The sequence below is a fragment of the Streptomyces sp. SAS_270 genome (assembly GCF_052543295.1).
Genome location: NZ_JBMNDS010000106.1, coordinates 18564 through 31369 on the forward strand (window position 1 = coordinate 18564; position 12806 = coordinate 31369).

At 71.5% G+C, this 12806-nt stretch carries 7 protein-coding genes; 4 read left to right on the forward strand and 3 right to left on the reverse strand.

Annotation, left to right across the window (positions count from 1 at the left end; all coding sequences use genetic code 11):
- Positions 1-31: 31 nt before the first annotated feature.
- Complete coding sequence (locus ACN6LB_RS41330) at positions 32-3397, forward strand: BTAD domain-containing putative transcriptional regulator (protein WP_445030375.1); 3366 nt, start codon at positions 32-34, stop codon at positions 3395-3397.
- A gap of 25 nt (positions 3398-3422) precedes the next feature.
- On the opposite strand, the gene ACN6LB_RS41335 is transcribed toward ACN6LB_RS41330, so the two are convergent.
- The gene (locus ACN6LB_RS41335; RefSeq protein ID WP_445030376.1) at positions 3423-5405 is read right to left on the reverse strand and encodes a sigma-70 family RNA polymerase sigma factor; all 1983 of its coding nucleotides are present in this window, start codon (positions 5403-5405) and stop codon (positions 3423-3425) included.
- Positions 5406-5939: 534 nt separating this feature from the next.
- The gene (locus ACN6LB_RS41340) at positions 5940-6731 is read right to left on the reverse strand and encodes a TetR/AcrR family transcriptional regulator (RefSeq protein WP_445030377.1); all 792 of its coding nucleotides are present in this window, start codon (positions 6729-6731) and stop codon (positions 5940-5942) included.
- A gap of 374 nt (positions 6732-7105) precedes the next feature.
- On the opposite strand from ACN6LB_RS41340, the gene ACN6LB_RS41345 reads away from it, so the two are divergent.
- Together ACN6LB_RS41345 and ACN6LB_RS41350 are read left to right on the forward strand one after the other, a co-directional pair.
- On the forward strand, positions 7106-8470 hold the full coding sequence (locus tag ACN6LB_RS41345) for an NAD(P)/FAD-dependent oxidoreductase (RefSeq protein WP_445030378.1): 1365 nt from the start codon (positions 7106-7108) through the stop codon (positions 8468-8470).
- A 255-nt stretch (positions 8471-8725) separates the two neighbouring features.
- Positions 8726-10369, forward strand: a complete 1644-nt coding sequence (locus ACN6LB_RS41350) for an ATP-binding SpoIIE family protein phosphatase (RefSeq protein WP_356147285.1) — start codon at positions 8726-8728, stop codon at positions 10367-10369.
- 28 nt (positions 10370-10397) lie between these two features.
- Here the strand turns inward: ACN6LB_RS41350 and ACN6LB_RS41355 are convergent, their stop codons facing one another.
- Positions 10398-11669 (reverse strand): MFS transporter, encoded by a 1272-nt coding sequence (locus ACN6LB_RS41355; protein ID WP_356147307.1) that lies wholly within the window; start codon positions 11667-11669, stop codon positions 10398-10400.
- A 145-nt stretch (positions 11670-11814) separates the two neighbouring features.
- On the opposite strand from ACN6LB_RS41355, the gene ACN6LB_RS41360 reads away from it, so the two are divergent.
- Positions 11815-12363 carry a MarR family winged helix-turn-helix transcriptional regulator gene (locus ACN6LB_RS41360; RefSeq protein ID WP_356147282.1) on the forward strand — a complete coding sequence of 183 codons (549 nt, stop codon included), beginning with the start codon at positions 11815-11817 and terminating at the stop codon, positions 12361-12363.
- Positions 12364-12806: the final 443 nt, after the last annotated feature.

Genomic DNA, 12806 nt, shown 5'->3' on the forward strand with positions numbered 1-12806 from the left:
CGTGGGGCGCGAGGGCGGGGAGAATGGGGAGGTGCGGTACAGAATTCTGGGTGTGGCCCAGGCCGAGGACGAGCAGGGAGCTGTCGTACCCGTGGGCGGCCCCCGCGTACGCGCCCTGCTGACCGCCCTGGCCCACCGAACCGGCCGTACCGCCACGCCGGAGGCTTTGATCGACGAGGTGTGGGCGGACGCCCCGCCGGCCGACGCGTCGGCGGCGCTGCAGGCGCTGGTAGGGCGCCTGCGAAGGGCCGTCGGCAAGGACGCGATCGCCTCCGAGGTGGGCGGATACCGGCTCACGGCGACCCGCGACGACGTGGATCTCTTCGTCTTCGAGCGCCGGGTGGAGGAGGGCAAGGACGCCCTCGGCCGCGGCGACGCGCACACCGCCGCCCGCACCCTGCGCGAGGCCCTCACCCTGTGGCGCGGGCCCGCCCTCGCCGACCTCCCCGACCGCACTGCCGCGACCCGCCCGGAGGCCCTGCGCCTGGAGGCGACGCGCGCCCGCGCCGAGGCGGACCTGCGGCTCGGCCGCGCCCCCGATGCCGTACCGGAGTTGAAGGAGCTGGCGCAGGCCCACCCGTACGACGAGGCGCTCCAGGCGCTGCTGATACGCGCGCTGCGCGACTCCGGGCGCGGCGCGGACGCCCTCGCCGCGTACGAGGGGGTGCGCCGCACCCTGCTGGACGGACTGGGCGCCGACCCAGGGCCGGAACTTCGAACCCTGCACACACAGTTGTTGGAGGGGAAGGGCGACGGGGCGGGCCCTCGGACGGGTCGGCAGGGAACGGGTCGGCAGGGGGCGGAATTTGTCTCGCGGGGCGAGCGGACCGGGAATATTCGTCCTCGTTTGAACTCCTTTGTCGGACGGGAACCCGAGCTCGACGCCATCCGTTCGGATGTACACAGGGCCCGCCTGGTCACTCTGACCGGACCAGGAGGTTCGGGAAAGACCCGTCTTGCCGAGGAAGCCGCCGCCGGGCTTCCGCAGGCATGGTTGGTCGAGTTCGCCCCGCTCGACCGGCCGGAGGCGGTCCCTGGCGCGGTTGTCAGTGCCCTCGGTCTGCGCGAAACCGCGCTGATCACCAACGAGTTGGCGGTTCCGAAGGACGACCCGGTCGCCCTGCTCCTCGAGTACTGCGCCCAGCGCAGCCGACTCCTGATTTTTGACAACTGCGAACATGTCATCGCCGCCGCGGCCGAGCTTGCCGAGACCCTCCTGACGCACTGCCCGGGGCTCACCATCCTTGCCACCAGCCGTGAACCCCTCGGTGTACCGGGCGAGTTGGTGCGCCCGGTCGAACCCCTGCCGCCCGACCCCGCGCACCGGCTGTTCATGGAGCGTGCCGCCGCGGTCCGCCCCGACCCGGACGGCGACGGCGAGGCCGGCGCCGTGGACGAGATCTGCCGGCGGCTCGACGGCCTGCCGCTGGCCATCGAGCTGGCCGCCGCCCGGCTGCGATTGATGACTCCGCGTCAGATCGCCGACCGGCTCGACGACCGCTTCCGCCTGCTCACCTCCGGAAGTCGCACCGTGCTGCCCCGCCAGCAGACCCTGCGCGCCGTCGTCGACTGGTCATGGGACCTCCTCGACGAGCGGGAGCGCACGGCATTGCGCGAGGTGTCGGTGTTTGCGGGCGGCTGGGACCTCGGGGCCGCCGAGGCCGTCTGCAGCGGGCCCGCCGCCGACCTCGTCGGAGCGCTCGTCGACAAGTCCCTGATCGTCGCGTACGACGGAGACGGCACGGGCAGCATGCGCTACCGCATGCTGGAGACGATCCACGAGTACGCGACCGAGCGCGCCGCCGAAACCCCCGAGCTGCGTGCCGCCGCCGAGTTCCGCCACCGGTCGTGGGCGCGCGCCCTCGTCGAGAAGGCCGAGCCGCTGCTGCGCTCCGCCGAACAACTCCCGTGGATCCAGCGCCTGGAGACGGAGCTGGAGAACATCCGCGCCGCCCTCTACCGCAGCACCGTCGCCGGTGACGAGGAGCAGGCCGGTGCCCTCGTCCTCGCCATGAGCTGGTTCTGGTGGCTGCGCAACCTCCGCCGCGAGGGCACGGAGTGGACGGACCGCGTCCTGCGGCTGGGCGTGGCGCTCGACGCGATCGACCCGGGTGGACCGTCTGCAGCAGGGCGGGGCGTCGTCCGGTGCGCGGCTCCCGACGTCGGCAGCGAGACCCTCCTCGGGCAACTGGACGCCTTCGACCCGGTGACCGCCTTCCTCGACTTCGCGGAGCACGAGGAGCGCCACCCGCTGCACATCATGCGGATGCGGCTGCGCATGTTCCACCTGTTCATGGTGGTGGAGTCGGGGCCACTGGAGGCGATGCGCAAAGGCCGGATGCCGGAGTACGCCGACCGGGTGCGGTCCGCCTTCGCGAAGGGCGGCCCGGAAGCCGCGCGTATGCCGGGCATCGTCTGGCCGCTGGCGGCCTTCTTCGTGGACGGTCCTGCCGCCGTGCGCGCCCCGCTGGACGCCACAGTCGCCAACTGCCGTGTATACGGCGGGGATTGGGAGGTCGCCGTCGCCCTGATGTTCCGTACGCACATGGCCGTCGACTCCCTGGGCGGCATGTTCGGCGTGGACGACGACCTCGCGGAGCTGCGCGTGCTCAGCCGCCGTGTGGGGGACCGCTGGGTACGGGCCCAGGTGTGCAGCGCGGCCGGTGAGGCGGCCATGGCGCGCTGCTCCTTCGAGGAGGCGAAGGGGGAGTACGAGGAGGCCCTCCGGCTCGCCTACGAAGTGGGGGCATACGCCGAGGCGCCCTTCCTGCTGGCGCGGCTCGCCGAGATCGCCTACCGCTCGGGGGAGCGGGACCGCGCCCTGGCCGGGCTGGACGAGGCGAGCGAGGCCTCCGACCGATACGGGGTGGCGGACTCCCGCGCGTTCGTCCAACTGCTGCGGGCCCAGATAGCGATGGACGACCACGAGATCGGCTACGCCCGCCGACTCTGGGAGGAGGCGCGCGACAGCAGCTTCCAGGGTGACCCGCCCCCGCAGTTCATGGCGACGCTGAACTGGGTCGACGCGATCGTCACGGCCGCCGAGTCCGGACCGGCGGCCGGTCTGCGCAAGTTCGTCGACGCCCTGCGCCAGGCGCTGGCCGGCCGGTGCGCCGAGGTGGTCCTCGGGGGCTTCACCGACGGCGCGGCGGAGCTGCTGGCCGAGCTCGGCGACCATGCGCGCGCGACCCGTCTGCTCGCCGCCGGTGACCGCTGGCGCGGCGGCCACCCGCGGCCTCCGCAGCAGCACAGGGACGCCGAACGCACCCAGTCCGCAGCCACCCTGGCCCTGGGCCCGGTCCGTTACGCCGCCGAGCGGGCGGCGGGCGAAGCCTTCACCCCCGACGACGCGCTGCGCGACCTGGCCGAGGCACTGGTGGAAATTCCGGTCGCCTAGAGCTCCGCCGTGCGCTCAGGAGACCTCAAGTGCACAGGAACTTCGACTCCGCCCAGTCCCCCAGGGCCACCGAGTCGAACGGGGTGTGGGGTTCGACGACGAGGCGGATCGTCTTGCGGCCGGTGAGGTTCACGTGCAGAGGGACGGCCTGGTCATGGCCGGTGATCAGCCGTGACCGCCAGAGTCGGGCCCCGTCGGCGTAGACCGAGAAGCGCAGTCGGCCGAGGCCGAGCGTCATGTCGTCGACGCCGACCAGGGCGTCGTACGCGGAGCAGTTGCGGTTGAGATCGATGGTGACGGACGACTCGCCGTGGACGGTCACGCCGTGCGTGTACGTCTTGTGCCCGATCGACACACCCCAGCGCTGCCACACCCAACTGCTCTCGCCGAGCCGCATCTCGGGCTGGGTGTGGTCGCCGGTGATGCTGTACTGCAGCTCGTTCCACTGGTAGACGACCGGCTCGGGCGGTGGGGTCGGTTTGGGCTTCGGGGTGGGTGTCGGCGTCGGGGTCGGGGTGGGCTTCGGCTTCGCCTTCGTGGGTGTCGGGGTCGGCGTCGGCTTGGGTGTCGGTTTGGGCTTCGGGGTGGGTGTCGGCGTCGGGGTCGGCTCGGGCGCCACCACCGGAGGCCTCGGCGCGGGCTTCCGCGACGGCGTCGGGGTCGGGGTCGGCTCCGGGGCCTCCACCGCGGGTGAGGTGGCCGGCTTTGCCTCGGGCTTCTTGGCCGGGCTGTCGTGGCCCACCAGGGCAAGCGCCACCGCTGCGGCCGCCACCGCGACGACGCCCGCCGCGATACCGGCCTTGACCGGTGCGCCCAGCCCCTCCGAGGCCGCCGCGCCCCCGACGCCCGCCCCGCCGGAGCTGCCGCCCGCCGCGGCGGCCGCACCTGCTGCTCCCGCCGCACCCGCACCGGCGCCCCCGGCGATGAGCGCGGCGACCTTCGCGTACCCGGCGGCACCGAACCAGCCGATGACGGCGACCGGCACGACCGCGGGGATCCCGCTGGCGACTTCCTTGATCTGGCCCGCGGCCAGCCGGCACTTGGCGCACTCCTCCAGGTGCTTGCGCAGCCCGCGCTCGGCACGGGTGCGCAGCCCGCCGCGCGCGTACGCGCCGAGCCGGTCCGCGTAGCGCGCGCACTCCTCGTCCATGGTGAGCGTGGTGCTCACATGGGCCTGGAGATAGGCCTGCTTGAGGCCCTCGCGGGCGCGGCTGGCCAGGACGCGTGTGCCGTTCGCGTCGAGGCCGAAGAGCGTGGCGACGGAGCTCGGCGACTCGTCCTCGACCTCGGTGTGCCACAGCACGGCCTGCCAGCGCTCGGGCAGCGACCGGAACGCCTGCATGGCCATGGACTGCTCGGCCTCGTGCATCGCGCGCACGTCCGCGCCGAGATCCAGTGTGTCGTCGTCGGAGATCTCGGAGCTGCGGGCGGCCTGCGCGGCGAACACGGCGAAGTCGTCGACGAGGTGCTCGCGCTTGGCCGACTTGGTCCAGCTCGCGGCGACCCGGCGGACCGTGGTCAGCAGGTACGCGCGTACGGCGTGTTCGGGGCCGTGGCCGCCGCGTACCGCCTGCAGCATGCGGGCGAAGACCTCGGCCGTCAGGTCGTCCGCGGTGTGCCCGTCCCGGCAGCAGGTGCGGGCGTAACGGCGCACGGCCTCGGCGTGGCGCCGGTACAGCTCCTCGTACGCCGTGTCGTCGCCCGAGCGCATCCGCTCGATGAGGTCGGCGTCGGAGGGCGGCAGATCTGCGTCCTGCTCGCGCGGGGGCGGCAGAATCCCGCCGTCACGCCGCTCGCGCTGCGGCGGAACACTGGGCTCGGGTACATCCCCGACGGCACCGGAGCCACCGACAGGACCCGGCGTCGACACGCCACGGAAGCCGTCCGAGCCGCCCGAGTTGCCGGACGACGGGCCACCCTGGCTCGGCACCTGCTGTGACTGTGAGGGCAGCCCACCGGTCTCGGCGCCACCGTCACCGGATGACTCGTCCCGCCCGTCAACGCTCATCGCGGAAAGCCCCCGCCTGCACACTCGGACCCGAATACCGGGACAGCGTGCCACACAGCCGCCGGACAGAGCCCGGCCGTACGGGCCAACCACTCGTCCGGGGGGTTTTGGCACACCGGAGCACTAGCGGTCACCCGATTGGGGAATAGTCAACGAACGTTTCTCGTGCGGGAGTTGATGATTCAACCGAATAGCCCGCATGCGAGAGCGGGAGCACGGCCAAAGGGCACGACGGCTGAGCGCACGACGGCTGAGCGCACGACGGCCGAGCGCACGACGGCCGAGGGCGGGACGGCTGAAGCCAGGACGGCATCCGTGCGCGGGCGGCCCCCCGCGCGCACATGACCATCCACGCCGCCTGAGCCGTCCGCAGGCGAGCTGCGCAGCGCCCAGACCAGGAGTCCGCCGAGGCACCCGTTCACGACACCGGGCGTCGTCTCACGGCGCCGGATGCCGCTCACTACAGCCGCGGCGGCTCACCACGACCGATGACGCGGACGACGGCCGGTCGTCTCCGACGGCGGCCGTCGTTGCTCACAACGGCCGCGACCGCAGTCCCTCCAACAGGATGTCCAGCAGCCGTGCCGAGGCCGCCGCCTGCTGCGCCGCGTCCGGCAGCGAGGGCGCCGCCGTGGCGATCACCAGCAGGACGTCCGCCACGGTGACGTCCGCCCGCAGCTCGCCGGCCTCGCGCGCCCGCTCCACGAGTTGCCCGACGACCTCGAGCAGCGCGATCGCACCGGCGTCGAACTCGTCGCCGTCGGGCGAGAGCGCCTCCGCCTCGGGCGCCGTGCGCTGCTCCACCAGCCGCAGTTCCGGAGTCGCCTGCGTCCGCTGCTGCGGCACCCGCGCCTCGTCCACCACGACTCCGTCGGCCCGCTCGTCGGCGACACCGACCCGCAGGATGTGCGGCGGCAGCAGCCGCCCCGCACCCGAGGCCACGGACGTCCGCAGGAAGCGCGACAGCGCCGACCACGGCTCGTCCTCCTGGCCGAGCGCGGACCGGGCCTGGTCGGTCAGCCGGGAGGTCTCCTCCTCGGCTATCCGCCGGACCAGCACGTCCTTGCTCGGGAAGCGCCGGTACACCGTGCCGACACCGACCCGCGCGCGCCGCGCCACGTCCTCCATCGGCGCGCCGTACCCCAGCTCGCCGAAGACCTCGCGCGCCGCGCGCAGTACGTGCTCAAGATTGCGCTGTGCATCCACGCGCAGCGGTGTGGAACGTGGTCCGTCTCCCGGACCGCGCCCATTGCCCGCCGCCGCGCCGACCGCGCCACCGGATGTGATGGCAGACGCGGACGACCAATGAGAGTCCTGAATGTGCATAAGCGTTCCCCCGGTAATGACGTCTCCCCCCGGAGACTCTCCCCGCCATTGGCAGCCGGGGCGTGCGGGAACAAGCATGTTTCACAGGTCCCAGTCCGGACCTGCCGAGCGCATCCCCCTACACCCCGTCGACACACGAACATAGTTGAGAGGGGGTCAATTCAGAAGGGGCAGGTTCCGCACGGAGCGCCCCCCGATCGGAGTACGGGCCGGATACGTCCCGGTTGCGCCCCCTACTGCCACCCCGCTCACACCCGCTGACCTGCGAACCTTCCCCGCACTCCGACAAATCGGCCAACCCTCCGCGCCGACGGCGGCCGGTCACACAAATTGCCGGGCCTGTGGACAAACTCCAGAGCTGGGTGCGTCATGGGATGGTGAAGGAACCTGTGCGCATTCTCATTGTCGGCGGCGGCTACGTGGGGCTGTACACCGCTCTGCGTCTGCAGCGGAAGCTCAAACCCGAACTCGGGCGGGGCGACGTGGAGATCGTGGTGGTCTCGCCCGACCCCTATATGACGTATCAGCCCTTCCTTCCCGAGGCCGCGGCCGGATCCATCTCCCCGCGCCACGTCGTCGTCCCCCTGCGCCGGGTCCTCGACGGCTGCCGGGTCGTCATCGGCGAGGCACAGTCCATCAACCACGCCAAGCGCACCGTCACCCTCAGCACGCTCGCCACCGCGGAGGACGGGGGCACCGAGCAACTGACGTACGACGAACTCGTCCTCGCCCCCGGCTCGATCTCGCGCACCCTTCCGATCCCGGGCCTCGCCGAGTACGCCATCGGCTTCAAGACCGTCGAAGAGGCCATCGGCCTGCGCAACCACGTCATCGAGCAGATGGACATCGCCTCCTCCACCCGCGACCCGGCGATCCGAGACGCGGCCCTGACCTTCGTCTTCGTAGGGGGCGGTTACGCCGGAGTGGAGGCGCTCGCCGAACTCGAGGACATGGCCCGCTACACCGCGCGCTACTACCACAACGTCAAGGCCGACGACATGAAGTGGATCCTCGTCGAGGCCTCGAACCGCATCCTCCCCGAGGTGGGCGAGGAGATGGGCAAGTACACCGTCACCCAGCTGCGCCGACGCAACATCGACGTACGCCTGGAGACCCGCCTCGACTCGTGCGCCGACCGGGTCGCCGTCCTGAGCGACGGATCCCGCTTCCCGACGCGCACGGTCGTGTGGACCGCCGGGGTGAAACCGCACCCCGTCCTCGCGGCCACCGACCTCCCGCTGAACGAACGCGGCCGCCTCAAGTGCACCGCCCAACTGGCGGTCGACGGCGTCACGCACGCGTGGGGCGCGGGCGACGCCGCCGCCGTCCCCGACGTCACCGCCGCGGAACCCGGCAAGGAGACCGCGCCCAACGCCCAGCACGCCGTACGCCAGGCCAAGGTCCTCGGCGACAACATCGCCGCCGCACTGCGCGGACAGCCCCTCCAGGAGTACGCGCACAAATACGTCGGCTCCGTCGCGGCCCTCGGACTGCACAAAGGCGTCGCACACGTCTACGGACGCAAGCTGAAGGGCTACCCTGCGTGGTTCATGCACCGCGTCTACCACCTGAGCAGGGTGCCCACCTTCAACCGCAAGGCCCGTGTCCTCGCCGAATGGACCTTGTCAGGGCTCTTCAAGAGGGAGATCGTGTCCCTCGGGTCGCTCGAACACCCACGGGCGGAGTTCGAACTCGCGGCCGGTGGAAAGCCTCCTCAGGACCCGAAGGGGTCGTCCTGAGCGGACCCAGGAACTCCACCGGAAGGGCCGGCGTCTGACGGATGCCGGTCCGGTCGGCCAGACTGGTCCATGACCTCGGGCGGGCCCACCGCCCGCTCACCGAACCCACGAGCGCACGCTCATCGAACCAACGAGGCTTCTTCCCCAGTGCTGTATCCCCCGGGAGCGCAGTGCTACAGAGCGTCTGCACACGCGGGTCGGACCCCCGGCCGGATCCGGAGCAGGCCGGAGACGACAAACACAAGGCATGGATTCGTGAACTTCACGCGCTGGAGCGCCCGGCTCCCCGGAACGCAGCGCCGCGCCGCGGCACGGACCGACCCCGCGGTCACCCCGGACCGGCGAGGGGAAGGCTCCGTGCCCGCGGCCCGCGCCGAGCAGCTGACCGACGACCCGCCGTGCGTGCCCGCCATCGACGACCTGCCGGTCCGCGAGGTCCTCGACCGCGTCCCGGCGCTCGTCGCCCTCGTGCACGGACCCGACCACCGCGTCGCGTACGTCAACGACGCCTACGAAGCGGCCTTCGGCGCCCGCGCCGTCGGCGCCCCCGCCCGCGAGACCCTGCCCGAACTCGACGAACTCGGCCTGCTCCCGCTCCTCGACCAGGTGCTGCGCAGCTCCAAGCCGCGCACGGTCAAGTCCCGCAAGGCGCCCGGCGGCCGCTCCTACACGTTCACGTGCACCCCGGTCGACGTGCCCGAGGACAGCGCGGGCGGCGTGCTCATCTTCGCCGCCGACGTCACCGACCACGCCGAGGCCGCCGAGCGGCTGCGCGCCAGCGAACGCGAGCAGCGCGAGACCGCCGTCACCCTCCAGCGTTCACTCCTGCCGCAGGAACTGGAGGAGCCCGACGACCTGCGCATCGCCGCCACCTACCAGCCCGGCGGCACGGAGGCCGCGGTCGGCGGCGACTGGTACGACGTGATCACCCTCGGCGGCGGCCGCACCGCGCTCGTCATCGGCGACGTCATGGGCCGTGGGGTCCGCGCGGCCGCGATCATGGGCCAGCTCCGTACGGCCGTTCGCGCGTACGCCCGCCTCGACCTGCCCCCGCACGAGGTCCTCCAGCTCCTCGACGGCCTCGCCACCGAGATCGACGCCAACCAGATCGCCACCTGCGCGTACGCCGTCCACGACCCCAACGAGGGACGCCTGGTGTACGCCTCCGCGGGCCACCTGCCGATCCTCGTACGCGACGAGAGCGGCACCGTGGTCCGCGCCGACGAACCCACCGGGCCCCCGCTCGGCACCGGTGGCTGGATCCACGCCTCGGGCTCCGTCGCGCTCGGCCCCGGCTCCACCGCCGTCCTCTACACCGACGGCCTCGTCGAGCGGCGCGACGCCGACCTGGACGAGGGCATCGCCGCGCTCGCGCGCGCCCTGTCCGGAGCCACCGGCACACCTCAGGTCGTCTGCGACCGTCTCGTCCGCTCGGCCGGCGTCACCGCGGACCACGACGACGACGTCGCCGTCCTGGTCCTCCAGCACCCCGCCCGCACCGGCCCCGACGGCGAGCTCTTCCGCAACGCCGCCCTTGAGCTGCTCGGCGGCGTGGAAGCGGCTCCACGCGCGCGTGCCTTCGCCTCCGGCGTCCTGACCAGCTGGCGCTTCCCCACCGAACTGCACGACCTCGGCGTCCTGGCGGCCAGCGAACTCGTCGCCAACTCCCTCCAGCACGGCACCCCGCCCATGCGCCTGCGTCTGCGCCGCACCGACCGCCGCCTGATCATCGAAGTGACCGACGGCGACGACCACCTGCCGCGCCGCCGCCGCGCCGAGCCCGCCGACGAGGCAGGCCGCGGCATCGCGATCGTCGCCACGATCGCCTCCAACTGGGGCTCGCGACGCACCCCGGGTGGAGGCAAGGCGGTGTGGTGCGAGTTCGTTCTGCCGGGCTGAAAGCCGGGCTGAAATCAGCCCCTCCGGCTCAGGCGTTCGCCGGTACCGGCTCCGCCGGGGTGTTTCCCTGCGCGACCACGCGGCTTCTCGCCAGCGACGGCTGGTTCTGCACCGGGGTGAGCTGTCGCCCCAGCCGCATCGCCAAGAACGTGATGCCCAGCGAGAACAGCAGGAACGTCACGACGTACGGCGCGTGCAGCGACGCCCCCATCGGGCCGCCCACCGCCGGACCGATCGCCAGCGCGAGCTGCTTGACCAGGGCGAAAGCCGAGTTGTACTGACCCGCCAGCCCCGTCGGCGCCAGGTCGGCCACCAGAGGGGCCACCGTCGGCGACAGCATCGCCTCACCGAGACCGAAGAGCGCGTACGTCGACACGAACGCGGCGGTCGCCATGGTCTGGCTCCCGTGCCCGAGGCCCGCGTACCCGGCTGCGACCCAGGCGACGGCCCAGATGAGCCCCACGGCCGCGATCACCCGGGACCGCTTCCGGCGCTCGACGAACTTCAGCACGGCGAACTGCGCGACCACGATCATCGCCGTGTTCGCCGCCATCGCCGTACCCAGCGCGGACGTCGAGATCCCGGCCGCCTCCACGCCGTACGCGGAGAGCCCCGACTCGAACTGGCCGTAGCAGGCGAAGAACAGCACGAAGCCCAGCACGCACAGCTGCACCATGGCCCGGTTGCCCATCAGCTGCTTCAGGCTTCCACCCTTGCCCTGCGGCGCACCGCCGACCTTCGGAGCGTGCGGCATCCGCACCGTCGACATGATCACGACGAGCACGAGGAACATCGCCGCCTCGATCGCGAACAGCAGCGTGAAGGAGCTCGCACGCGAGGTGTCGACGATGTGGCCGCCGATCAGACCACCGACGCCGAGCCCGAGGTTCTGCAGGAAGAACTGCATGGCGAACGCCCGGGACCGGGTCTCCGTGGTGGAGCAGTCCACGATCATCGTCGCGAGCGCCGGCTGCATGACGGCCTGCCCGGCACCGAGCGCGGCCGCCGACAGCACCACGGTCGTCGCGCTGTTCGCGAGCCCGAGGCTCATTGCTCCGACGGCGGCGGTGACCAGGGCGGTGAGCAGGACCGGAAGCGGGCCGCGCCGGACGATGGCCCGCCCGGCGAACGGCAGCACGACAAGAGCGGCCACGGCAAAGACGGCGAGCACGACGCCCGCCGTCATGGAGCCGAGTCCCCGCACCTGCGCCACATAGACGTAGAGGAAGGGGACCGTAAAGCCCAGCCCGAACGCTCCAAGTGCGTTGCCGACGTGGATCCGGCGCATCGCTGCGCCCATCGCCCTGGTCACTTTCACCTGCCTTGATCGTGAAGTCTCCGCGCGTAGCTGTTCGGGGTGAAGACTTCGAAGCTAAAGTTAGAAGACCTAAACAGTACACCTCGAAGGACTTCAACGCCAAGCGGCCCCGTGCGATACTTCGGCCATGGGCGACACCCCCGGCGTCAGTGAGCCGACACTCGAAGAACAGATCGCCGCCTACCAGCGCGAGTTCCGGGACCTCGACCCCCAGGTCGAGAAGATCGTCTCCGCGCTGGGCCGCCTCAACCGCAGGATGAACGTCGCCTACGGCCGCCAGACCGCCACGCTCGGCATCAGCAACGCCGAGTGGGAGGTCCTCAAGGCGCTCGTCCTCTCCGGTGCCCCGTACCGCATGGGCCCGAGCGACCTCGCCAAACGGCTGGGCCTGACGCCGGCCGCGATGACCCACCGCATCGACCGCATGGTCACGGAGGGGCTCGTCACCCGGGAGCGCGACGAGTCCAACCGCGTGCGCGTCATTGTGGAGCTCACCGGCGAGGGCCGGGAGAAGTGGCTGGAGGCGATGCGCCTGGCCACGGTCTTCGAGGAGGACCTCCTCCAGGACCTCTCCGCGGAGGACCGGGGCGTCCTGGGCGAGGTCCTGACCCGTCTTCTACGGCGCGTGGAGCACGCTCAGCCTGACGCGGGCGGCCGGCTCAGCGACCTGGATTAAAGATCTTGACAGGGGAGGTTGACACTGCCCTGCCCGGTCCGTAAGGTTCTTCGAGTTGCCACGGAGCCGTAACGGTTCTGCGGTGGCACCTCCGCCGCTGATGCGGCACCCAAACCTTCAGCACGATCTCCCAATGGGATGAATTCGGCGTGCCCGAATTCTATTCGATTTGGACTCGGCAGCCCGATTAGGAACTGCCGGGAGAATCCGCTAAAGTTAGGGACGTCGGAACGGCCCAACAGCCGCAGAAGACAAGCCCGCTGACTGGGAATCAGGCCCGAAAGGATCTGATAGAGTCGGAAACGCAAGACCGAAGGGAAGCGCCCGGAGGAAAGCCCCAGAAGATGTTCTGCGGGTGAGTACAAAGGAAGCGTCCGTTCCTTGAGAACTCAACAGCGTGCCAAAAATCAACGCCAGATATGTTGATACCCCGTCTCCGGCCG